The organism is Paenibacillus amylolyticus (genome assembly GCF_051136285.1).
Lineage (GTDB): Bacteria > Bacillota > Bacilli > Paenibacillales > Paenibacillaceae > Paenibacillus > Paenibacillus amylolyticus_F.
Genome location: NZ_CP194938.1, coordinates 1,108,808 through 1,131,301 on the forward strand (window position 1 = coordinate 1,108,808; position 22,494 = coordinate 1,131,301).

The following is a 22,494-nucleotide window of genomic DNA, read 5'->3' on the forward strand; positions in this document are numbered from 1 at the left end:
CTCACACGTACTATAAATTAAATTCATCTTTAATTAATCTTGCGACTTCATCTGCACTTAAATTTGTATTATTGATTCTCAAATAGTTCTCTCTAGTAATTTCTCCCTCTTTTGAATTGAGTCGATGTTCTTCCATCGTTTTGATTAAGTCCATTTTTGAATGTTCAATATTTCTTTTTGTTGGTTTTTGATCGAGTCTAAACGCCGTTGTATTTCGTTTTAATCGTTCTTCTATATCTGACTCTAATTCAACAAAATAAATTCCTGCCCCTTTCGATTCAAACAAGTTACATGTTTGCTTGACGAATTCCCAGTCCTTCTGAAGATCAAACCCCCAAAGGTAAGTAAAAATAAGTCCATACTGGTTGCTGCTTGCAAACGATTCAAAAAGCTCTCTTCTTACAATACTTGATAACCTCCAAGTTTCACTACCAAAACCAAAAAAGGGATGAAATAGCTCGATCGACATATGATTGTGAAACAATTTCAATTCCGTTATTTTCGTTAATTCATGACCAACCGTCATCTTTCCAACGGCCTGTGGGCCAAATATCAATATGAACTTCATAGGTATCACCCCGGTTCTTAATATCTTGCGCCAATTTCTTATAACATCATATCTACGAACTTCGTATATACCGCTCATCTCAAACTCATATCCGAACTACATCTAATATAACCCAATTTGTTCCATCTGCGAAGTGACAAATAGAGAAAAGCAGTCCCACAACTGCTTCGCTTGTTAGTCTTACTATCAAGCGAATATACAGTTACAACGGGACTGCTCTGACTTATTTTAAAGCCTTACTGCCTAATACCTAACATCTTACTCCCTACTCCTAAACCTTACTTGCCACCAACACTCCATACCACGCGTTCGCTCATGGCTTTATGCTGGGCGATCAGGCAGAGCTCTGCTGCCTTGAACGCGTGCTCTTGTGTCATTGCGTTCTCGGTACGATCTATACAGTCGCGGATGAGCTGACCGAAGAATGGATAACCGACTTTGCCTTTGACGTTATATCTGAACTCGCCTTCATGGTTGACCAAGTATACCTGATCTCCTTCCGACTCGCGGGCAATATCGATGTACTTGCGCAGCTCGATGTAACCGTCGGTGCCTAGAATCACGGTACGACCATCACCCCATGTGCCAAGGCCATCCGGTGTGAACCAGTCTACGCGGAAGTAACCGGATGCGCCGTTATCACCGATCAGGGAAGCTTCACCGAAATCCTCCAACTCCGGGTACTGTGGATGATTGAAGTTGTTGACCCGGCTGAAGGCTACCTGTGCATCACTGCACGACGCAAAAGTCAGGAACTGCTCAATCTGGTGACTGCCGATATCGCAGAGAATGCCGCCATATTGCTCATGGTTGAAGAACCAGTCCGGTCGTCCTCCGGCATTCAAGCGATGTGGCCCTGTGCCCATGACTTGAACTACTTTGCCGATAGCACCTTGTTCGATGAGCTGCCCTGCATAGATCGCGCTTTCTACATGCAAACGCTCACTGTAATACACCATGTATTTTTTGCCAGTGCGCTTCACTTCTTCACGCGCCAGTTCTAATTGTTCCATCGTGGTGAACGGGGCTTTGTCTGTAAAATAATCCTTACCTGCCGCCATGACTCTCATGCCAAGTGGTGCACGATCTGACGTAATAGCCGCACTTGCTACAAGCAGCACCTCATCATCCGCGAGCACTTCCGCTTCCGATGTGGCGACTTGTGCCTGAGGGAACTGTTTACGGAATGCATCCACTTTAGCCTGGTCTGGATCGTACACCCATTTGAGCGTAGCTCCAGCATCCAGCAATGCGCCTACCATCCCATAGATATGTCCGTGATCCAAAGCCACAGCTGCGATAGTAAATTCACCTGGTTCGCATACAACCTCTTTTGTAGCACTTTTAGGTGCATAGAACATTCCGTCTTTCGCCATGTTATCCCATCCTCTTTTTTATTGTATTTAATGTATTTTGATCAAGCCTTTTGATATCCCAGAACCCATCAATAAGTATGTCTTTTCATTTACACGGAAACGGAGTGGAAAGAAAAAATCTGGGGATAACCGCTACTCTCCAGATTATTCTGTCATCGGAGTGTTCCGTGTAAATCTCTAGTTGAACTTATCTACATCATCATTTAAATGTCTTGCTCAAATCAGCAGGCTGACCACCCGCATATGCCTTGTCTTTCTTCGTTGTTGAATTGGCAATGCGCTCCTGCAGATTCTCATAGAACAACTCCTCATTAATCGGCAGATCGACCCAGTTATCCGTCCATGTGGACAGCAGCATCGCGTTGGATAACGTTAAACCATGAATGCCATCCTGCCCGGGAGCGATCAGCGGTGCACCTGTGCGAATGGCATCAACCCAGTTACGGATTAATCCCGGATGACCTGTCTCTATGCCCGTAATAGGCACGTCACATTTCCAGCATTCGGGTTGTCCGAAGCCTCCGGTAAAACGTTGATTGAACTCCGGCTCCGATTCGCGTAGCCGCCAGAAGGTGAGCCGTCCGTCTTCGATGACGATTTTGCCACGGTCGCCGCTGACCTCAAAGCGGTTCGTTCCTGGTGCTTCACCCGTGGTGGTTACAAACACACCGGTCGCTCCATTTTCATATTCCACATAGGCAGTCACATCATCTTCCACTTCAATGTTCCGGTATTTGCCGAAGGAGCAGAAGGCACGCATACGCACAGGCATCATACCAATCGTCCATTGCCACAAGTCCAGCTGGTGCGGGTCTTGGTTAATCAGTACCCCGCCGCCCTCGCCTGCCCATGTTGCACGCCAGCCGCCGGAATCATAATAGCTTTGAGAACGATACCAGTTGGTAATAATCCAGTTGGTACGCCTCACTTCACCAAGCTCACCTGATGAAATCAGGTCTCGCAGCTTGATATACAGCGGATTCGTCCGCTGGTTGTACATGATGGAGAACACTTTACCACTTGCGGCTGCGGCTTCGTTCATTTCCCGTACCTGCTTTGTATAGACACCCGCTGGCTTTTCGATCATCACATGTAAACCATGCCGGAATGCCTGAATCGCTTGTTCAGGATGATCATAGTGCGGTGTAGCCACAATAACAGCATCAATCGTTCCCGAACTCATCATCTGCTCTGCATCCTGCCAATAGGTTACGGTGGACGGAAGATTACTCGTTACCCAGCTCTCCATCTCTTCTCTCACATCACAGACGGCCACCAGCTCGGCGCCCGGCACTTCTCCAGCCACCAATGTTCTGGCATGTGACGCTCCCATATTTCCAATACCAATGACCGCTACTCGAACGATACTCATGCTTGTTCCTCCTCGTGTACGCGACGCTCAATTTCAGCAAAAACGTCGGCAAAATGCTGCAACATTGCTTTGGAATCCAAAGCTCCGCTAAAATCTTCAATGCCATAATAACCGTCATATCCAACCGCTCTCAGATCACGTACCATCTGCACCCAGTCCACCATGCCTTCCGTAAGCGGAGCCCAGTGGCATTGCCAAGATGTGCTCAAGGATTGTTCAGAGTCATTGCTTGCAGCCAACGCCCTCTGATCTGATGTGTTCCCGGAGTTCTCCTTGTACCATCCTGCATTTTTCACATGCACATGGGCGAGATACGGTCCAAGCAGTTCAAGTCCCATCCGATGGTTCTCGTATCCTTCATGCACCATATTACCTGGATCATAGAGCACGCCAACATGTTCGGGATTCAGAGATTGTACAAGGCGGTACGCAAGGGATGCGGTGGGCGCAATGGTTTGATGATGTGTTTCAATGATCGCTTTGATGTTGTACTGTTTTGCCATATCCTGAACTTCGTTTAGATAACGAACGGCCTTTGCATACAACTCTGGATAGGCTGTTTTCCGGTCATAACCGGGAACTCCGACACGCATCATGGAAGCACCAAGTTGAGAAGCGGCCTGGAATGCTTGCTCGGTTGCAGCCATGTCCCCACAATTCAGATACGGCACAAGGGCAATTGACTGTCTACCTTGAGCCAAGGCTGCTTCCCGAAAAACCGGAACCTGCTCCTGCCACTTGTCCGGATCAATAGAGCAACGATTGTTTCTCCAGAACGAAGGCTGTTCAGACAACGCATCCTCCGGTATTCCGCGATATCTCCACTCCATACCATCGATTCCCGCTGCCGCCGCTGCGGAAGCCAGCTCGTTTGCATCCAGATCAGGGACAGCAACGGTGAATATGGACAGTTTCATGTTCTTGAACCTCCCCTTTATGTAAACGCATTCATTTTATGTCGTAAACGCATTGTATCACTCTCTTAGACACTGCCATAGAGCAGAATGCAAACAGATGAATGACAGATAACAATCCGCACATATTCCCCATTCAGAGATAACCCTGAACATCCCAATCATGTTGCCCAATTAAAAAAAGCATCTCCAAATCAGAAATCCATTCTGATCAGAGACGCTCTTCATATGAACGATATTCAAGTGTTGTTTAAGCAGTTTATCCATAAAAACACGATCTATTCCCGGTCAAAAAACACATGCTCGGCCTGTAGTTTCCCATTTTCTGCCGTCATAATTCCGAACGAAAACCGCTTCTGGAATCGGCGATCTGTAGGTGAACCCGGATTAAATACAAGCAGGTCATCTACGGTATGCATTACCGGAATATGTGAATGTCCGTAAATCACCGCATCCAGACGCTCTCCATCAAAGGTCTGAATGGCGTTCTGCTCTGTACCATCTGACCCACGGTGACCATGCACAAGTCCCAGCCTCAGCCCTTCTGCCTCAACAATACGGGAAAAGCCAAGTTTCTCCCCGATCTCGGATGGATCTGTGTTACCTGCGACGCCCTCAACCGGAGCATATTGGCTTAGCAGCTCATACACGCTCCAATCTGACCAGTCCCCCGCATGAAGAATAAGATCCGCACCTGACAATGCGTCAACCAAGGGTGCTGGCAAAGTCCGTGCTCTTTTGGGTAGATGTGTGTCGGAGATGACTATGATTTTCATGTGAAAACCACCTTCCTAGTTAGACTCCTGATTCGCCTCTAATTGTGCAGCTTGCATCTGCTGTGAGCAAGTACGCTCCATATCTTTAAGTGTAATCGTTGCAAAAAACTGCTCCACTTTGGACTCTGCGATCTGATACAAATTCGTCAGTAGACCATCCATCTGAATGCCCACTTCGCAATTGGGATTGCAGCTTCCGTGAATCGGGAACAACGGCCCCTCATCCTTGGCAGCCTGATAGATCATGTCAAGTGTAATTTCACTGGATGGCTTCGCCAGATAAAATCCTCTTGTGCCTGGTGAAGAGTTGACCAAGCCTGCCTTTTTCATTCCTCCCAGTATACGTCTGACAACGACAGGATTGGTATTTACGCTGCCCGCAATTTCAGCAGACGTAATTCGTTCAGGCGCGCTGATAGACAATAACAACAAACAATGCACACTGACCGAAAAATGAGTACTCATGGTTAACCACCTTTATTTAATATAATCCCGGATATGCCAGCGTTATTCTCTAAACAGATCCTGTTCAGGACGTGCTCTGACTTTGAGCTGCCGCACTGTATATTCCAGTTGCTTCACAATCTCATCCAGTTGTTTACGATCAATCTTGTTGGGATCCTCGACAGGCTTGACCGAATTCTTCAGATCGCGAATGGTCAGCTGCTGTTCCTGCCATTTATCCATTAAATCCGCAATATTGGCATAAAAGCGCTCGTAATCCTTAATCACCAGATCCAGGTACGCATCTACCTCGTCCGGGTCATAACCACGAAGTTTATAATTGAACTGTTTCTCATGAATAGATAGAGCATCCAGCTGTATACCCAGTTGTTTGAACAATTGTCTCTGTTTGTCCAATCTTCGTTTCATATGTTCATCCATCTTGACACCCCTCCATTATAGCCGAGCAGCGGTTCTATTCCTTGGAAGAGAACACACGGCAATTTCTCTCTCTATTTTTTATAACACATAATTCATCAGATATAAAACGAAACAGCCCGATCCCGTTCAAAATGATTGCTTCACTTGCTTTTCGGGTAAGAAGTCACTACAAACCCCTCAAGTGGGAAAGGAGCATGTCCTTATGAGTACATTAACCCAGGATCAACGTAAAGAATTGCAGCAAGCGTTACTGGAACAGCGTGAGGATCTGCAACGTCATTTCGAATCCAGCATGGAGGACGGTGCACCAGCAGAGTCGTTCAAAGATTCCACAGGTGAGCTGTCCTCTTATGATAATCATCCGGCAGACGCAGGAACAGAGACATTTGAACGAAGCCGTGACCTTGCTATCGACGATACATTAACCAATGAGTTTAATCAGGTCAATGATGCCCTCGAACGTATGGAAGAAGGCACATATGGAACCTGTGTTACGTGTGGCAAGGAGATTCCTTTTGAACGTCTGCAAGCCATACCTTATACAGCCTATTGCATCGATGATACTCCTAATCGGGACGTAAGCAATGATCGTCCTGTTGAGGAAGAAGTCATGACGATGCCGCCAAGTGGCGCCGGTGAAGGGAGACAGCGTAATGCTGGCAAGTTTGACCAAGCTGAGGCATGGGAAGCGGTCGAGGAGTATGGTACATCCAATTCCCCTGCGATGGCCGCCAAACGTGATGTCAAGAACTACGACGAGAACATGTAAAGTAGCAAGTAATTCTGCCTAAACCAGATTGTGCAAATTATTGGGTCACCGAGGTTGCTAAGCAGAGTGATTATTGTAAACATGTTATTTAAGATTGTTCAGATTGCTTAGACTGTTCCCCGTGTGCTGGGACATCCAATGGTCTGGAGAAACTTGATGATACACGCTGCCATAAAATAGACTCTCGCAATTTAATAACAAAAAGCCGCCAATGGCGGCTTTTTTGCTATCACATGCTGCCCTATGTTCAACGATCTTCCTACATTATTAATGAATTTACTGTTCCTACTTCTCACTCGGTCGCTTATATCCTGGATTAGAAAGAACTAATCTGTATAAGTTTGATACAGCTATTCCAGCTATTCATCTGAAGAATCCGAAGCCTTGCGGCTTCCAAAACGTTTAGATCTCTTCGCCCTACTCGGTTGTACCGGGCGCTATGTCTGATGTTGTGGATGCCTTTGCAGGCGCCTTGGAAGCAGACTCTTTGTCCTTTTTCTGTACCGTTGCCTTCTTCTTCTTAGACCCGGAACCAGCCTGCGGTTCAGCTTGCTCCTCTTTGGACATTGCCGTGAATAACTGGAAAACTTGATGATCGGATTTCTGCCCCTCTTTGGTTAAATAGGGCTTGCAAAGCTCCACAATGTTCTGATATAACTCCTCTACTTCATCCGCTGTTGCATATAACCTCATATCGGATATAAAACGCTTATCATCCTTATCATGCTCTGCATGATTCATGAAGCGCTGGCGACTCTGCTCAAACATCTCGTTCAGCAGCTTTAATGTCTCGGAGCGAAAAACCTGTTTTAGCGGTGAATTCTCATCCGCTTCATCCTTGTGCCGCAGATGGATTTCACCCGAGAAGGGTTCATAATATTTGGCGATAATGCCGTTGATTTCACGAGTCGATACCATGCTGAGGAGGCCGATCTTCTCCAGCTTTTTCACATGGTAATGCACCTTCGCAGGCACCTCTCCCATCAGATCCGCGATTTCCTTGACGGTGGAAGGTCTGCCCTGCCGGTGAAACATATTCATAATCTGTATCCGGTACGGATCAGAATAAATTTTGATCTCTTCAATCGTTGAAAGCACTTTATACTGCTGCATATCTGGTTCCTCATTTCCGGGGTACCTGCCTGCCCTTCGTTCCCTTTATTATACCGTTCGGACAGGACTCCGGTCAAAAGTATATACTCACATCTCCTGACGAAAACTTCTGCTGGCAAGTAGCAAAATCGCTGACAAACCGAGCAAAACACCAAAGAGAATGAAGAGAACAGGCATCGAAAACCAGTCTGCTAGAAAGCCTGAAAGAATACTGCCGAGTGGGGAAACACTTAATACCAGCATACTTTGCAACGCAGATACTCTGCCGAGCATATGGGAAGGTGTGACCTCCATCAGGTAAGAAATCAGTGGCGTTGTCGCAAGCGGAACACCAAAACCCATAAGCAGACAGAACAGCCCTGCAACTGGAAGCTGGAATGCCGTCATGTAAGCCGGAAGTGCTGTCATTGCGTAACCGAAACCAAGCATCACAATACCGGTGATGACCAGCACGCTTTTCCGATAATGGGCTCCTCGTTGTGACATCCATAGACCCCCAAGTATGATCCCCCCAACCAAAAGTCCACTAAGCACACTTAATCCCCACGCACCCGCTTGCAGTATTTCCATAACGTAAGGTGTACGTAGCACATTATATGGCATTAGACAGAAGTTAACCCAAGCGAAGAGCACCGAGGAGACCAGTAACAAAGCATGTTTACGCAGAAAATGAAAAGCTTCCGCCATCTCGGAGATTAGACTTTTGGCGGCAGAAGACGTTGCTCGTGGTGACATCCATTCTGGATAGACTACCCGGCTCATAAAGAGTGCACTCAGCGCGAACAATGCCGCGTCAATCCAGATCGTCCAGGCAATACCCACGGTTGCAATCAAGAGACCTGCGGCAGCAAGCCCCGCCAGTTCAGCCAGCCGGGCAGCCGATGAGGTAATCGCGTTACCGGAGAGCAGCATCGACTGAGGCAGCAACCTCGGAACACTGGACACCTCAGCGGGTGACGTAAAACATTCCAGCAAGGAGTTAAGGATCGTGATTAGGAATAGATGCCAGACTTCGAGCTGACCAAGGGCGAATAAAAGAGCTGTAATGCCAACCAAGACGCCACGTCCGGTGTTGGTCATCACGATGACTTTCTTCGGAGATAACCGGTCAACCAGTGCACCAGCGAACAGACCAAACAGGATATTCGGCAGAAAATTAACGGCTAGCAGTGTGCCCATCAGCACCTTCGAACCTGTCAGAATGTATACCATCCAGCTATACGCAATCGAATCGATGGAATCACCCAAACGGGACACCATTCTGCTCAACATAAACTGCATGTACGGTTTAATTCGAATTAATTCACCCAATCCTTGTTTCCCAACCACAGCACCTTCGTTCATATCTCTCCACTCCTCAACGTTAAAATATTTTTCATGTTAATATTATTTTAACGTAGTTTGCGCAAAAATCAATACAAACGTGAAAATATTTTTAACGTTGGATTGAAAATAGGCTAGGCTGCGTTGTCCAGCTGATCTAAGCATACAAAAAAGACTCTCATCAATAGTTATAATAGTGATGGAGTCCTCTAAAAGTCATGTATTTTATGGATTAGCCTTCCATGTATCAGCCTTAAGTCCAATGTCGTATCGTTACAACCAGCTTCAGTAGTTATTCAGAACGGACTCTGATCCACCAGCACCCGTTGACGCATGCGAGCAGATTCCAGACAGGCATCAATGACACGCATGTTCCGAATGGTGTTGTCCGGACCGAATGGCAACGGTTCTCCCCCAAGGGCTGCCGTCGCAAACGTCTCCACCTGAAGCACATACGAGTTGGATACCGAAACCCGTTCCTCCCGGCTCACCGAATCGGTATGAATGATAATCTGGGGCGGAATATCACTATTCTCCCAACCGAATACTTTGGGCAGCTCAATGCGTCCTTCGGTTCCGAGAATCTCCATCTCGGCCCGTCCGGAAGCCCACATGCCACAGTCAAAGGTCAGGGCAACCGAGTCCGGAAACTCGATCAATCCCGATGCCATCATATCGACGCCATCATGTTCCTCCGAGAATAGCGCATGAACGGTAACGGCCTCTGGCTCCTGTCCCAGATACATCCGGGCAGCAGAGATTGGATATACACCGAGGTCAAAGATGGAGCCGCCGCCCATATGTTTTTTGAACCTCACATTTCCCCTGTCATCTGCGGTATTACACGTAAAATTGCCATGAATGGCTCTGACCGTTCCAATCTCGCCACTCTCGATAATCTCCTGCACACGTCTATGCTTCGGATGATAACGATACATAATAGCTTCAGAGAACAAAACTCCATGACGTTCACATACCTCAATCATCTCCATGGATTCCTTGGCATTCAGAGCCGCAGGTTTTTCACATAGCACATGTTTTCCCGCCTCAGCAGCTTTAATGGTCCATTCCCTATGCATATGGTTCGGCAAAGGGATATACACGGCCTGGATATCCGGATCAGCAATAAGTTCTTCGTAACTGCCATAGGATCTGGCGATATTCATCTCTTCAGCCAGCGTTTCCGCTTTTTCCTTCGAGCGGCTGGCAATCGCCAGCACTTCACCGCGTTCGGACTGCTGAATCGCAGGAATGACTGCATTTCTGGCAATCGTTGAAGTTCCCAGTACACCCCACTGCAGAGGTCTGTTCATGCTCATCTTCCTTTCGTACCGTAATTATCCTCTTCTGCCTTGTGCAAAATGCCGAGACAACGATCCAGATCGGTTTTCACCTGTTTCTTGTATAATTCTGCTTTGGCGGCACCATCATCCGTGAAGTGATAGAGAACGATCTCCTGAAAATCCACTTTGGGATCATTGCCCTTTAATTTTTTGGTTCGATAGAAGATTCCCTGTTGGACTAGCTCATGCAAAGCACGATATACCTCACTTTGAGGCGGCACATACCCATAATCTTTGAATTCCTGCTTCATTGCTTCCAGCATCTCGTAGCCATAGCCTCTGTGCTGCTCCACCATCGTTATAAGATAAACCTTGATAAATGCCCGCTGTGCAATCATAAAAGCCATGCTCGTTCCCTCCTGTCAGAACCTGTCTATCTCTCATTATAAAACATATGTTCTGATCCTGCCATCTTGCTCCTGATCTTGCCCTTGTGACGGGATGCTATAGAGAATGAGCAAGATGAAAGACGGATTAAAACGGCTGGAGTAAGAAAGCAAAGACGTTTATTATTGTGAATTTTTCATATGATGATATATTCACTTTCGGGTCGAAACAGTTGTTTTACTGACTTGCGTGTGCTTGGGCACAACGCCCACGATCCATTTCCCCCATTTCAGACGCGAGATCAGCCAGGTCAGCATACAAGACACCCCAAGTGCCACAAGCCAAGTGACGATCATGCGTACCGATGGGTTCCATCCCCACGCCACGTATAACCATTCGTCTGGAATGTAACTGTAACGGAGCACCAGCATATGCATCAGATAACCTCCATACGACATGCCACCGATCCATCCCAACCAATGGAGAACTTGATGTTGATGAAGCTTGCCAGCGAGTTGGTACATAACCATAATCGAAGCAACCAGGAACAGAATCATATCGGGCCTGATCAGGCTGACGGTATAAAAACGGATTTGAAGTCCTTCGGGTTGCTGAAACTCCAGCATTAATAGATAAATAAACCGTAGGCCCAGGGTGATAAACACCAGCCAGTACACCCAGCGCAAACGAATAATCCATTCATTCCAGCGTTGTACGGACAGGCCGGCTGCAGCACCAAGTACAAAATAAAAGAAAAAGTAGATAAAATTACGGTCTGCATAGGTTGTAAAAGCATCGGTTAACACGGGGATTTGCAGCTGTTCCATCCATCCGGCAATGTTCCTTAATTGATCGGATAGAACCAGAAACAAGACGCCTGAGACCAGCAATGCGATCATTCGCCCCTTGGCTTGGTAACGATGGTATACATACCGGATACCGCGCAGAAATAACGGAAATAACGCGTAAAACTGAATCAGCATAATAATATACCAGAAATGCGAAGCCGTTTTACCTGTCACCAGTTTCAGAGCGAGGTCAGGAATGTCCTGCCAGCCGAATTCTGTCCAGTTACGCGGAGCAAGTATAAAATAAATGAGAGACCAGACGACGTAGGGTAAAATCACGTCCATTACTCTTTTGCGCATAAACTGGCCATAATGCAACTGATCTCGTGTGTTGTAGAACAGCACCATCCCGGTTATAAATATAAACAGCGGTACCGCAAACTTGGCGAGCATCAGTAACAAAGCCAGCACGATGCCATCCTGAAGTCCCGCTTGCGGAACCAGGGAGTAATGGGCAATGGAATGCTGCAGCACCACGGCTGCAAAAGCGATTCCTCTTAGTGTTTCAATTTCAGTAATCCGTTCTTTGCGAGGCAAATCACTCAACCTACCCTTCTTGTTTATCCTGGCAATTGCAATCGTGCTTGCCGTGCTGTTGTATGTATTTGATGGGTCAAAAACCGGCCTCCTCAGAGGAGACCGGCTGTAGTCAATCGGTTTTATAAAAAGGTGTTGTTGCCGAAACGAGCGGCTTTGGCCTGCGCATCCAACCGGCGCTCTTCCATATCCAGATCGGAACGAACCTCAGCCACGTTCACATCTTCACCGTGTACGGGGTCGATGTTCGAATGAGTTTGACGCTTCATGTTGAACACATCGTATACCGTACTATCCCGGTCGGACGAGTCAACCAGCAACAGAATTTTACCGTTCTGCACATACTCCTCATACTCTCTCGCATCTTCTTCTGGAATGCCCAGCCCGACAAGTCCACCAACGAGTCCACCGGCTCCTGCACCTACAGCTGCACCCGTAAAGGCCGCTGCAATGGGTCCTGCAGCCAGAATCGGGCCGATCCCCGGAATCGCGAGCGCACCTATTCCAGCGAGTAATCCCGCTACGCCTCCAAGCACGCCGCCAGTGGCCGCTCCTGCCGCTACCCCCTCTGGCGCTTTCGTACCGGTCTCTTCCCGGATGGCCTTCAGCTCATCTCTATCCTGCGTAACAACAGATATTTCATCGGACGTAAAACCTTCTGCTTTCAAACTTTCGATAGCCTGTGATGCCTCACGCTCTGTATTAAACACACCTACGATTTTCTTCTTCATAGTGAATACCTCCTCATGATTTTGAGTGGTTCGCTTCGCTATGTTATTACCCGTCACTCCTTCTTTCAAACGTTCCCAGGCCGATAATGATATGCATAAATACTAATTTGGGTCAAAAGAACGAGCTGCCATAAGGACGGAAAATGAAGAGGCGGAAGTGTATCTTTTACCGCGGTTTTGCCCGATTCGTTGCAACGGCTTCAAGTGGATTATCCGGCCAATAATGCTTCGGATAACGTCCTTTCAAATCTTTTTTCACTTCAAAATAGGTCTCGCGCCAGAAATTGGCTAAATCCCGTGTAACCTGAACAGGACGCTGCGCTGGGGATAACAAATGAAGTGTGACCGGAACACGACCGCCCCCGATGCGTGGTGTCTCATGTTGACCAAACATCTCCTGTAATCGAACAGCCAGGATGGGATCTTCCGGATTACTGTAATCTACTGGAATACGTGAAGCACTTGGAACCTGAATATGTGTGGGAGCCTCTTCATCGAGCTGCTGTCGCTGCGTCCAGCTGAGTCCGCCTAGAAGCACGTCATGCATCGACAGCCTCTTCAGATCAGTCGCGGAGCGCATGCCTGTTAAATAAGGTGCAAGCTGTTCGGACAGCTCATCCGTCAAGTGATCCTCAATCAGATCAGGCCAGTCCGGCAAGTGCAGATGCAGAAAACGCATGCGATCCGCAAGTTGGCGGGATGTTTTGCTCCATGGCAGGATGTCCGATCCCTCCTGACGTATTCCCGATAAAAGGGCTTCCAGCACCTGATCTTCTGGTGGCTTCACAATCGTACTTTCCTTGATGATCAGCGCTCCGATACGCTGCCGCTTGTGTGCCCGTACACTTTTCGTTGTGCGATCCCAAGCCACCAGCACCTCTTCATGCAGGAGATGCTGTGCGGAACGCAGCATCGTCTGCTCCTGCACCGGCGCAGCCAGCAGGATGCGCGCATCTGCGCCCTGGTCGTCTGCCTCGGCTGCGACCAGATAGGCCGAACGGCTCAGCGACTCTGTTGCCGCGAGCCGAACCCCTCGGCCGCTGCTCAGCAGATAGCGGCCGTCCTCCCGGCGTTGCCCGATCCGGTCCGGATACGCAAAGGACAGCAGCAATCCGCAGCTGTCCTCATCCGGCCGCACCGGATCGGCCGCCGGGCTGCCGAGCGCCGAGCATAGCTGGCGGCTCTCCTGCAGCATGCGCCGCACGGCAGCGCCGTCTGCGCCAGCTGCTGCCGCTTGCGGCATGGCGCTGCTGCGGCCTGCGGCCAGCAGCGCTTCCACGCGCGGGCGCAAGTCCGTGCCCGCGCCGCCAGCACTTGCGCTGCTGCTGCGGGAGCCAACCGGCTCCTGCAGCAGTGCCGCCAGCGTGCTGGCGTAGCTGGCCAGCCCAAGCTCCGCCGCGCGGAGCAGCATGCTGGCCAGCCGTGGATGAACGCCAAGCGTGTTCATCCGCCGCCCAAAGGGCGTGATGCGGCCTGCGTCATCCAAGCCGCCCAGCTGGCGCAGCAGCGCCTGTGCCTGAGCGTAAGCCGCATCAGGCGGTGTGTCCAGCCAGCGCAGCTCGGCCGGGGACTGGACACCCCAAGCGGCAAGCTCCAGCGCCAGCGGCGCAAGATCCGCGGAGGTAATCTCCGGGCGTGCTGCTTCAGGCAGCGCTCCATGAGCCTCCTCGCTCCATAGCCGGTAACACACCCCCGGGGCAATACGCCCCGCACGTCCGCGACGCTGATCGGCGGACGCCTTGGATACCGGCAGTGTCACAAGCCGGCTCATACCTGTCCTTGGCGAGAAAGCCGACGCCCGGCTAAGACCGGCATCCACCACTACTTTTACCCCCGGCAGGGTAAGACTCGACTCCGCTATGGAGGTGGACAGCACGACCTTGCGCCAGCCATCTACAGCAGGCCGGATCGCCTCATCCTGCTTCTCCGCAAACATACTGCCATATAACGTATGTATGCTCACCTGTGCAGGAAGTGCAGCTTGCAATACTTGTAACAGTTCCCGTTCGGTGCGATGAATTTCCCGTGCACCCGGAAGAAAAACCAAGACATCTCCCTCTTCTTCGTTCAATGCACGTATGATCGTGCGAGCTGTCCAACTCTCCAGTTCAACTGCCGCAGGTTTGGGAACATATCGTGTCTCCACCGGAAATGTGCGCCCGGCACAGTTCACCACTCGGGTTTCTTCTCCCAGTAAACTGCAGACCGGAACCGGATCAAGCGTAGCCGACATCACAAGCAGTTTCAGATCAGGGCGCAGCATCGCTCGGGATTCCAGCGCCAGAGCCAGTCCCAGATCCCCATGCAGATGCCGTTCATGGAACTCGTCAAAAATAATCATCGCCGTATCCTCAAGTCCCTGATCCTGCTGCAACATACGTGTTAACACACCTTCAGTGACCACTTCGATACGTGTAGCTGGACTTACCCGGGTGTCCATCCGTACGCGGTATCCAATCGTCTGTCCTGTCTTTTCACCCAGCGTTGCTGCCATTCTCGACGCAGCGGAACGGGCTGCGAGCCTGCGCGGCTCCAGCATTATGATTTTTTTGCCATCCAGCCAAGGCTCCCTCAGCATCGCGAGGGGTACAACCGTTGTCTTTCCTGCTCCCGGCTCTGCAATCAAAACACCTGTGTCCTGATCACGGAACCATTGCTGCAATTCCGGAATAACCGCTTGTATTGGTAAATCAGTGTACATATCATCGCTCCTATTGGATGTCCTGGCACTTTAATAAAGCTATAAGTTCAATATTCGAATGTTAGCATTATAACAAAAAAAGCCGTCCCGAAGGAACGACTGTACAACATCGATAACTTTTATAGGTTTACCTACACTCATCGAGTCACTTAACATTCAGCTCATGAGCCAGTCATCTATTTATAAACAATCGGTGTCTCATCCGATTACTGTCTCATCATCTTCCAGATCAACTGAGCAGAGACTCCGCACCATCAATCACGATCTCTGCCCCAGTAATATGTTTCGATGAACCGGAAGCGAGGAAACTGACCAGATCGGCAACATGCTCGGGCTGTCCTGGCCCGTCAGCAAGTGGTTGCTGTCCTTCGGGGAATTCTATCGGGATGATAATATTCTGCAGATCGTCCGTCTTGACCGTACTTTGATCAATATTCGTGGCAATCGCACCTGGACAGATCACATTTACTCTGATTTTGAACTTCGCCAGCTCCAAAGCCGCCATTTTGGCAAAAGCAACCTGTCCTGCCTTTGACGTACTGTAAGCCGACATGCCAAAGCTGGAGAAACGCTGATTACCATTGATGGAACTCGTAATAATAATGCTGCCTCCACCGCGCTTTTTCAAGTGAGGCAGTGCGTATTTTACTGTGAAGAACGTTCCGTCAAGGTTCGTCGTAATAATCTGCTGCCAGTCTTGCACCTGAATCTCCTCGATTGGAGCAGACACCCCGTTAATACCTGCATTGGCAAAAACAATATCCAGCCCACCGAACAGTTCCACCGTTTCCAGCACAGCCTTCTCAACCCGCGCCGGATCGGAAATATCCACATCAAATGCTCGCGCAGCTCCTTCATGGATCGCATTAATCTCCGCTTCCGTCTGTGAAATCCGATCATTCACCAGATCAAACAGGGCAACATGCGCCCCTTCACTCGCCAGCTTGAGTGCCGTTGCTTTACCGATTCCCGAACCTGCTCCCGTAATGATAGCCACCTTGCCCTGAAACTGTGACCTGCTGCTGTGTTGTGTCATCGCCCATTCACTCCTTCGATTTGGAAATTATGTAAGAAGATTCGATCCAACTTGAGTTCAATCATTTCTTCACAAGATTACCCAAAACGAGCAGCTTTTAAATCAACACTCGCAACTTTTTTCATTTCCCGACAGTCACATACAGCGACTCATTAGAGTGAACGATCCTGTCACACAACTGCATTTACCACTCCAATTCGATAAAAGCGGCATCATCCTCAAGTCCACCCGTGTGGGCAGCGTCCAGCAGCACCTGAATATGCTCGTCTGGAATATATGTACCGACAGCATCGAGATCATTCAGTCCATCCGTATAGAGCTGAAGGCGAAAGGATTCACTTCCTGAACCTTTCATTTCAAACACATGCGGGTTGCCACCGACGGAACCTTCTCGTGTAGACCAGCGTTCATTGGTCTTGCAATGCTTTTGGAATTGCTCCGACTGCTCCTGACCATTACGCCAAAGCCGGATCCTGGAATCTCCTTGCCAAGCCAGCCAGACTCGGCTCTTGCGTCCTCCAGAAGTAAGTTCAATGCGTCCGCATACATACATGGCCTGGCTTCCCTGACTTCGCTTCTCCATCAGTACCTCCCGCAGCAAAAGCGGCGAGTTATCGAGCGGCTGCAATTGTTCCAGCTGTTCGGATGCAGACCCCGTTAATTGTTGCAGGAACCGTTCGACTCCTTCTGCTGTCAAGGATGACGTCGTTTCCAGCCATTCCAGCAGGGCACTACCGAGAAAACGTGCAGCAAAATCACCCAGATAACTCATGCCGACTCCATCACACAATACAAAATGACAGACATTGCCTTGCATGCGGATTGCAACAAAGTCTTGCCCTGCATCACCTTGATTTACGGTTTCCGCTGCACGTCCATACCCATATCTGCATTTCAGCTTGCCTTGGTAACGAGTTAACGGTTGTTCTCCGGTCTGCACGCTTACATAGCGAAAATTGTCATGCCGTTGTTCGGCATGACCTCCTCGATCACTGGTAGACAATGTCGCCATACGCATCACTCGCATGATTCCCCTCCTATCTTACAGGTGTCGCAGCAGACATCTGGAATCCGATAGAAACCAGTTCTGCGCAAGTACCAGGTAGCATCATAAGTGCCCCCGGCGCAAGCAAATAATCCGCCTCCACCAACATTTCCCGATAGCTTTCAGGCAGCACGGATGACATATTGCGCAATTTCTCCCCATGTTCATCCTGTAGATTGGTTTCTGGAGAAATCCCTTTCCAGCGTCTAGGCTCCGCAATAGGAGCTTCAAGCAGGTGATCACTTATAAAAATATTTTCAACCAGTACGTTACCATCCGGTACACTCATGCCCATAATGCGTTTGGCAATCGGCTCCGGGTCTTCTCCAGTCGCTACACCATCAGTCATATGACAGACGAGCGGAGCAGGACAGTCCTGCATATTCGGTATTTCTGCCTGCAAAATTTTCTCTGCCTGCAAAAACGCCTTTGCCGAATCCGAAAAACGTCTCGGTGTCAGATCCGGCAACGAACCTACAGCTGCAACTTCATCAATCCCTTTAATTCCGTTTAATACATCATACACATCATCACTATAAGCCAAAATGGCAATACGGTAACGCGGCGTCAGCCGATTTCCTTTGGTGGAACGAAACACCATTTGGCGAATCGCCAAAGATAATGCATCATACACGATGTCAATCCGGCGACGATTCTCCAGAACCATATTCATGGAGGCGCTAATATCAATTAAATAAATAATAAGTGCAGGTGTTCGCTGTGATGCTTGAATTGTGTAATTCATCTAGAGTATGTCACCTCTATTATTCAATATAGATTTGGTTTATAGGTCAGGCAGCGAATACTTCGAATTGCCTAAAAATTTGTTGATTGCACTCATCCGTGCAGCCACTTTTCCTACACCTTTGAAATACGAAGCATCCGTATTATAGAGGTTTTTGAAATCGCGGGCATACGCGAGAGCATTGCTTGTTTTTCTGCCTTTTTGTGCATTATAAGCCTTGTTATAACTTGCAATCAGTGTCACGACGTTTTGAGCACGCTTTTTCTTAAGAGCTTCCTTCTGTGCCAACTGCTGTTTCCGCTGCGCTTCGGCGGCAGCCTTCTGCTTGGCAATCTTGGCATCATTTTCTTTCTTCCAGGCCAGATAAGCTTCGTACTTGGCTTGCTGTTCATACTTGGACTGCAGTGCTTTTCGCGCGGATTCCTTTTTCTGTTGCTCTTGCTTTGCCAGATAGGCCTCGTACTTAGCCTGCTTGTCGTATTTAGCCTTCAAAGCTTTGCTTGCTTCCTCTTGTTTCTTCTTTTCCGCAAGCTTTTTCTTTTCCTCGGCCTCAAGCTTCGCCGCTTCCGCCGCCTTTTGCTTTTCCGCCTCTTCCTGCTTGATCTTGGCGTCTGCTGCATCCTTTATCGCTTTTGCTTCAGCCAGACGCGCAGCTTCCTGCTGTTTCACCTCAGACTGGTCGGCAAGAATTTTAACTGTAGGTACGCCCCCAGCAAGCAGAACAATAAGTACCGCCGAGGAGATCATAAATTTTCTGGATCGGTAAAAAGGAATCGGCACTGGTTCTGCGCTTTCGTTTTTCGCGTTCATTTTCGCATCCAGTTCCTTGATCGCTGCGTCCACTTCCGTCTGCATCGCACTGTTATCCGGAATAAAGTGATATAAAGAACGGTAAACCTCCAGCGCAGCGGCAGGTTTGTCTTCATCCTCCAGCGCTCTCGCTTGCAAAAACAGACGGTTCACAACCGCTTCCTGATCCTTGGCTTGTTTTGCGCTTAATGTATTGCCTGCCACAGCATCTTGTTTTACGTCCTTTGATGCTTCTTCATTCGCTTGAACTGCCAGCTCATCCGCTTCTGACGAAGCCGCCATATCTGCTTCCGCCTCTGCCAGAGCAGCCATGTGAGCATCTGCCTGCTGAGTATTTGTAGCTGCAAGGGCAATGTACCATTCCCCAAATGTTGGGCAGCTGCTCAGATCATGACTTTCCCACGCCCGAATAAACAGATCCGATAATTTGGAACCCCAGCGTTGCTCAAGGGAACTGCTCATCGCAAAATAACGCTCACTCGAAGTTTGCATCTCATGTTGATCAAAATAGCTTTCTCCCCAGGCTTTTTCTACAATGACGGGGTCAGACCAGCACAGCATTTCTGCGATAATAACAGCACCGGCAAATCGATCTGCATAAGAACTCCACAGACCACTATGCACCGTTCGATGGGCTGCATATCCAGGCGAACCTGCAAGCAATGCATCCGGACGATCCATTTTGGAACTATACATCTGCTCCACATCCACAAGTTCAACCGCAGAAGTCAATGCTGAGTTCTGCACTTCGGAAAAAAACGGAATCATTACATTGGGTGCGGACATATCACAATGTGCGAGTCCGCGCTGCTCCATTGCAGAACCTGTACCTGCAAGTGCTCTGGCAAGCTTCAGGCTTTCCTCCGCCGTCAGTTGCTTTTGATCACTGATCACATCGAACCAGGTCAAACCCTGCACCCATGGCATCAGTACCGCATACAACAGATCAGGATGTTCTCCAATAAGCGCTCCGTTTCTTTCCGGAGTGAGCACTTCACGCTTGCATACCTGCAGGCCTGGCAGTTCACTATATGGCTCCATATGCTCGGACTGATAGACCATCGCCGGGATACGAAATTTTGGAAAAAATACTTTTAGTGCTTTTGCCCCATGAATGGAACCACGGCGGGGAATTAATTGATAGACAATTCCTTGCCTTCCGGCTTGGGCATAAGCAAGACCCGGCGCAGCCGGATGCTGACCAATTGTATAGACAATATCATTAATTACCACTTCATCCCCGGGATTCGGTTGAAAAGACATGCTCATCCCTCTCATTCTTTATGTCATAGTTGCGGCAAAAACCGGGTGTTAATCCACCCGGTTTTTGCCGTAATTGTACAATCTTCAGCTTCTTGCCCGCATACATTCAGGGCGATATCAAACGCCGCATCGTCCTGACCTATGTAAAGCAGATTAACGAGATTGGTCTGCTGTACGGAATTTGTTCGCGATTGCTGAAAGCTCTACGCTAATGCTGTTCAATGTTTGAACAAAAGATTGCATTTGTTTACTTGCTTCTTGGAACTCCTGGAAGAAACGTTGCTTCGTCATACCTTCCCATTGTCCTTCCATGCTTGTGATGGATTGAGTCAATGAAGATACGATCTGCTGACTTTGTTCTCCACTTTGTTTAAATTGGTTGGAAACCTGATCTAGTTGTTCTGGGGTAACTAAAATACGTCCTGCCATTGTTAAATTCCTCCTTGATGTGTGCAATTATTTTGTTTGTCCAAATTGTACTATACAAGGATCACTCGGACAAAAGCCGAAGGACCTAATCCTAATTACCCCATTTTTAGCCTGTGAAACTTCAACTAACAGACTATTTACAATTTATTTTTTGTTCAGCTGCACTACATCTGTCAGGTAATCTATGAAACTACAGGTTCAGTGCCTCTTCTCTCTCGAAAAGAAGGGTCTCTGAATCTCCAGGCAACAGGCTCAGGCTGCATAGCCTGAACAAGTGTAGCTGGAGAACCATCAGGTGGAGCACTGTCCTGTATCCGATAGACAGCCGCCATAGCGGAGAGAGGGTCAGATACAACAGCCAAATCAGCAGCGTGAGCAGGCAGGATCTCCCCGCTTTGGCTGTTCTGTAGAACATTCAGCATATTGACCGCATTACCATAGGCCACATTAACATGACTCAGCACGGAACGATATTCCATGTCTGCTTGTTGGAATAACACTGCCTTGCGTCCAAGCTGTACACTTAAGTCCATCAAACGACGAAGGGCTTCCTCCCCCAGTCGTTTGCTGCGATTCCATTCGCTCATCACCGCTGCACGGGACTCAATATCCCAATCCAGCGAATGTATCGCTTGATCCAACACTGTCATTTTTTGCTGTATTTGCTCCGCTGCATACTGAATCTGCCTGCTCAGTGCCCGAAGCACATCCGGTTCCACACGAATGCGCATTTACCATCACCTTTCCTCTTCCCCTGCAGGCTGTTTAAGCCAGTCCAGCAGCATTTCGTGAAACTGTTCTTTTGTTGTCAGCGCTGCAACAAGCCAGTCATCCGAAGCCTTTGTACTCATCCGGAATAACCAGTTGGAGGCTGCACTGGCGGTAAATGCCGCCGATTGTGACTGCCAACCCTCCTGCCCCCATACAAGTAATCTAAGCTCTCCGTCAGATTGCTTGCCAACCAGACAACGTGCTAATGCTAAAGAACCTTCCGGATCATTTGTCTCCTGTGACAATTCCTCAGCCACGGTCTGTACTTCACAGCCTTTCAGTCCATTCATGACATCATAAAACTTCTTCTTGGAACACATCAATGCCGGTTTCTCCACTGGAGAATGACCACTCCACTTCATGCGTTCAATCAGAACATCAATAGCTTCACGAACATTCCCCAGATCACTTAGACGGAACGAATCAGGGACATCCAAAGCGCGGGCTACTTCAACAACCCGTTCATCCGTGCAGTGTATATAACTTTCATACGACTTGCCGCTAATCGTATAGCGGAGCCAGCATGCTCTGTCGGACAATCCGGCAATGGCTACTCTGGAAAAAACGGTTGGTGTCATGATCAGCTCATTGGTATCTTGATCCTGAATCAAGTAACCTTTGTCCAGCAAGGAGGTTTTGACACGCTCCCATTCCATGGCAATATCTTCTGCCATATAACCGCGGAACGGATCTTCCACGCCGAGCAATCGATCTGAACCGAGGATGCCAGCAAGGAAAAATAGTTCCTTAATCTGAAGCGTGACTACCTTTTGCATAGAATCACGAACCGTCAACATTATGAGCCACCTCCC

Annotated in this window: 22 protein-coding genes; 1 reads left to right on the forward strand and 21 read right to left on the reverse strand. The window is 48.7% G+C overall.

Annotation, left to right across the window (positions count from 1 at the left end; all coding sequences use genetic code 11):
- Positions 1-10 precede the first annotated feature (10 nt).
- The 7 genes from ACR8BL_RS04910 to ACR8BL_RS04940 all read right to left on the reverse strand — a co-directional run bounded on the left by ACR8BL_RS04910 (position 11) and on the right by ACR8BL_RS04940 (position 5,891).
- Positions 11-568, reverse strand: coding sequence for a shikimate kinase (locus ACR8BL_RS04910; protein ID WP_340966976.1), 558 nt, complete (start codon positions 566-568; stop codon positions 11-13).
- Between the two features lie 278 nt (positions 569-846).
- A complete protein-coding gene (locus tag ACR8BL_RS04915) occupies positions 847-1,944 on the reverse strand; it encodes a Gfo/Idh/MocA family protein (RefSeq protein ID WP_434756582.1) in 1,098 nt (365 codons plus the stop codon).
- Between the two features lie 199 nt (positions 1,945-2,143).
- The gene (locus ACR8BL_RS04920; protein ID WP_434751581.1) at positions 2,144-3,316 is read right to left on the reverse strand and encodes a Gfo/Idh/MocA family protein; all 1,173 of its coding nucleotides are present in this window, start codon (positions 3,314-3,316) and stop codon (positions 2,144-2,146) included.
- A complete protein-coding gene (locus tag ACR8BL_RS04925; protein ID WP_434751582.1) occupies positions 3,313-4,233 on the reverse strand; it encodes a sugar phosphate isomerase/epimerase family protein in 921 nt (306 codons plus the stop codon). The genes ACR8BL_RS04920 and ACR8BL_RS04925 overlap by 4 nt, the downstream gene beginning before the upstream one ends.
- Positions 4,234-4,508: 275 nt before the next feature.
- Entirely contained in the window at positions 4,509-5,006 is a 498-nt protein-coding gene (locus ACR8BL_RS04930) for a metallophosphoesterase family protein (RefSeq protein ID WP_434751583.1), read from the reverse strand.
- 15 nt (positions 5,007-5,021) lie between these two features.
- Positions 5,022-5,471 carry an Rrf2 family transcriptional regulator gene (locus tag ACR8BL_RS04935; RefSeq protein WP_434751584.1) on the reverse strand — a complete coding sequence of 150 codons (450 nt, stop codon included), beginning with the start codon at positions 5,469-5,471 and terminating at the stop codon, positions 5,022-5,024.
- Positions 5,472-5,513: 42 nt separating this feature from the next.
- Complete coding sequence (locus tag ACR8BL_RS04940; protein ID WP_434751585.1) at positions 5,514-5,891, reverse strand: DivIVA domain-containing protein; 378 nt, start codon at positions 5,889-5,891, stop codon at positions 5,514-5,516.
- Between the two features lie 202 nt (positions 5,892-6,093).
- Between ACR8BL_RS04940 and ACR8BL_RS04945 the strand changes: the two genes are divergently transcribed.
- Positions 6,094-6,660 carry a TraR/DksA C4-type zinc finger protein gene (locus tag ACR8BL_RS04945; protein WP_434751586.1) on the forward strand — a complete coding sequence of 189 codons (567 nt, stop codon included), beginning with the start codon at positions 6,094-6,096 and terminating at the stop codon, positions 6,658-6,660.
- Positions 6,661-7,077: 417 nt separating this feature from the next.
- Here ACR8BL_RS04945 and ACR8BL_RS04950 read toward each other — a convergent pair whose 3' ends face one another.
- From ACR8BL_RS04950 to ACR8BL_RS05015, 14 genes are all read right to left on the reverse strand, one after another.
- Positions 7,078-7,773: an ArsR/SmtB family transcription factor gene (locus tag ACR8BL_RS04950; protein ID WP_434751587.1), complete on the reverse strand. Its 696-nt coding sequence runs from the start codon at positions 7,771-7,773 to the stop codon at positions 7,078-7,080.
- A gap of 87 nt (positions 7,774-7,860) precedes the next feature.
- Positions 7,861-9,117: an MFS transporter gene (locus tag ACR8BL_RS04955; protein WP_434751588.1), complete on the reverse strand. Its 1,257-nt coding sequence runs from the start codon at positions 9,115-9,117 to the stop codon at positions 7,861-7,863.
- Positions 9,118-9,392: 275 nt separating this feature from the next.
- On the reverse strand, positions 9,393-10,409 hold the full coding sequence (locus tag ACR8BL_RS04960; RefSeq protein ID WP_434751589.1) for a Gfo/Idh/MocA family protein: 1,017 nt from the start codon (positions 10,407-10,409) through the stop codon (positions 9,393-9,395).
- Positions 10,410-10,411: 2 nt separating this feature from the next.
- Positions 10,412-10,786 (reverse strand): helix-turn-helix transcriptional regulator, encoded by a 375-nt coding sequence (locus ACR8BL_RS04965; protein ID WP_434751590.1) that lies wholly within the window; start codon positions 10,784-10,786, stop codon positions 10,412-10,414.
- Between the two features lie 192 nt (positions 10,787-10,978).
- Positions 10,979-12,160: an acyltransferase gene (locus ACR8BL_RS04970; protein WP_434751591.1), complete on the reverse strand. Its 1,182-nt coding sequence runs from the start codon at positions 12,158-12,160 to the stop codon at positions 10,979-10,981.
- 113 nt (positions 12,161-12,273) lie between these two features.
- A complete protein-coding gene (locus tag ACR8BL_RS04975; RefSeq protein ID WP_434751592.1) occupies positions 12,274-12,882 on the reverse strand; it encodes a general stress protein in 609 nt (202 codons plus the stop codon).
- 166 nt (positions 12,883-13,048) lie between these two features.
- Positions 13,049-15,583, reverse strand: coding sequence for an ATP-dependent helicase HrpB (hrpB, locus tag ACR8BL_RS04980; protein WP_434751593.1), 2,535 nt, complete (start codon positions 15,581-15,583; stop codon positions 13,049-13,051).
- Positions 15,584-15,812: 229 nt separating this feature from the next.
- A complete protein-coding gene (locus ACR8BL_RS04985; RefSeq protein WP_434751594.1) occupies positions 15,813-16,619 on the reverse strand; it encodes an SDR family oxidoreductase in 807 nt (268 codons plus the stop codon).
- Between the two features lie 184 nt (positions 16,620-16,803).
- Positions 16,804-17,646 carry a protein phosphatase 2C domain-containing protein gene (locus ACR8BL_RS04990; RefSeq protein ID WP_434751595.1) on the reverse strand — a complete coding sequence of 281 codons (843 nt, stop codon included), beginning with the start codon at positions 17,644-17,646 and terminating at the stop codon, positions 16,804-16,806.
- Between the two features lie 10 nt (positions 17,647-17,656).
- On the reverse strand, positions 17,657-18,409 hold the full coding sequence (locus ACR8BL_RS04995; protein ID WP_434751596.1) for a vWA domain-containing protein: 753 nt from the start codon (positions 18,407-18,409) through the stop codon (positions 17,657-17,659).
- Between the two features lie 39 nt (positions 18,410-18,448).
- Complete coding sequence (locus tag ACR8BL_RS05000; RefSeq protein WP_434751597.1) at positions 18,449-20,482, reverse strand: hypothetical protein; 2,034 nt, start codon at positions 20,480-20,482, stop codon at positions 18,449-18,451.
- A gap of 153 nt (positions 20,483-20,635) precedes the next feature.
- Entirely contained in the window at positions 20,636-20,911 is a 276-nt protein-coding gene (locus ACR8BL_RS05005; RefSeq protein WP_434751598.1) for a WXG100 family type VII secretion target, read from the reverse strand.
- A 182-nt stretch (positions 20,912-21,093) separates the two neighbouring features.
- Positions 21,094-21,642 carry a WXG100 family type VII secretion target gene (locus ACR8BL_RS05010; protein ID WP_434751599.1) on the reverse strand — a complete coding sequence of 183 codons (549 nt, stop codon included), beginning with the start codon at positions 21,640-21,642 and terminating at the stop codon, positions 21,094-21,096.
- A 6-nt stretch (positions 21,643-21,648) separates the two neighbouring features.
- A complete protein-coding gene (locus ACR8BL_RS05015; RefSeq protein WP_434751600.1) occupies positions 21,649-22,479 on the reverse strand; it encodes a hypothetical protein in 831 nt (276 codons plus the stop codon).
- Positions 22,480-22,494 lie beyond the last annotated feature (15 nt).

Excerpts from the sequence above, each read along its gene's own strand:
- ACR8BL_RS04910 (WP_340966976.1), bottom strand. The coding sequence starts at position 568 with ATGAAGTTCATATTGATATTTGGCCCACAGGCCGTTGGAAAGATGACG.
- ACR8BL_RS04915 (WP_434756582.1), bottom strand. The coding sequence starts at position 1,944 with ATGGCGAAAGACGGAATGTTCTATGCACCTAAAAGTGCTACAAAAGAG.
- ACR8BL_RS04920 (WP_434751581.1), bottom strand. The coding sequence starts at position 3,316 with ATGAGTATCGTTCGAGTAGCGGTCATTGGTATTGGAAATATGGGAGCG.
- ACR8BL_RS04925 (WP_434751582.1), bottom strand. The coding sequence starts at position 4,233 with ATGAAACTGTCCATATTCACCGTTGCTGTCCCTGATCTGGATGCAAAC.
- ACR8BL_RS04930 (WP_434751583.1), bottom strand. The coding sequence starts at position 5,006 with ATGAAAATCATAGTCATCTCCGACACACATCTACCCAAAAGAGCACGG.
- ACR8BL_RS04935 (WP_434751584.1), bottom strand. The coding sequence starts at position 5,471 with ATGAGTACTCATTTTTCGGTCAGTGTGCATTGTTTGTTGTTATTGTCT.
- ACR8BL_RS04940 (WP_434751585.1), bottom strand. The coding sequence starts at position 5,891 with ATGGATGAACATATGAAACGAAGATTGGACAAACAGAGACAATTGTTC.
- ACR8BL_RS04945 (WP_434751586.1), top strand. The coding sequence starts at position 6,094 with ATGAGTACATTAACCCAGGATCAACGTAAAGAATTGCAGCAAGCGTTA.
- ACR8BL_RS04950 (WP_434751587.1), bottom strand. The coding sequence starts at position 7,773 with ATGCAGCAGTATAAAGTGCTTTCAACGATTGAAGAGATCAAAATTTAT.
- ACR8BL_RS04955 (WP_434751588.1), bottom strand. The coding sequence starts at position 9,117 with ATGAACGAAGGTGCTGTGGTTGGGAAACAAGGATTGGGTGAATTAATT.
- ACR8BL_RS04960 (WP_434751589.1), bottom strand. The coding sequence starts at position 10,409 with ATGAACAGACCTCTGCAGTGGGGTGTACTGGGAACTTCAACGATTGCC.
- ACR8BL_RS04965 (WP_434751590.1), bottom strand. The coding sequence starts at position 10,786 with ATGGCTTTTATGATTGCACAGCGGGCATTTATCAAGGTTTATCTTATA.
- ACR8BL_RS04975 (WP_434751592.1), bottom strand. The coding sequence starts at position 12,882 with ATGAAGAAGAAAATCGTAGGTGTGTTTAATACAGAGCGTGAGGCATCA.
- hrpB (WP_434751593.1), bottom strand. The coding sequence starts at position 15,583 with ATGTACACTGATTTACCAATACAAGCGGTTATTCCGGAATTGCAGCAA.
- ACR8BL_RS04985 (WP_434751594.1), bottom strand. The coding sequence starts at position 16,619 with ATGACACAACACAGCAGCAGGTCACAGTTTCAGGGCAAGGTGGCTATC.
- ACR8BL_RS04990 (WP_434751595.1), bottom strand. The coding sequence starts at position 17,646 with ATGCGAGTGATGCGTATGGCGACATTGTCTACCAGTGATCGAGGAGGT.
- ACR8BL_RS04995 (WP_434751596.1), bottom strand. The coding sequence starts at position 18,409 with ATGAATTACACAATTCAAGCATCACAGCGAACACCTGCACTTATTATT.
- ACR8BL_RS05000 (WP_434751597.1), bottom strand. The coding sequence starts at position 20,482 with ATGTCTTTTCAACCGAATCCCGGGGATGAAGTGGTAATTAATGATATT.
- ACR8BL_RS05005 (WP_434751598.1), bottom strand. The coding sequence starts at position 20,911 with ATGGCAGGACGTATTTTAGTTACCCCAGAACAACTAGATCAGGTTTCC.
- ACR8BL_RS05010 (WP_434751599.1), bottom strand. The coding sequence starts at position 21,642 with ATGCGCATTCGTGTGGAACCGGATGTGCTTCGGGCACTGAGCAGGCAG.
- ACR8BL_RS05015 (WP_434751600.1), bottom strand. The coding sequence starts at position 22,479 with ATGTTGACGGTTCGTGATTCTATGCAAAAGGTAGTCACGCTTCAGATT.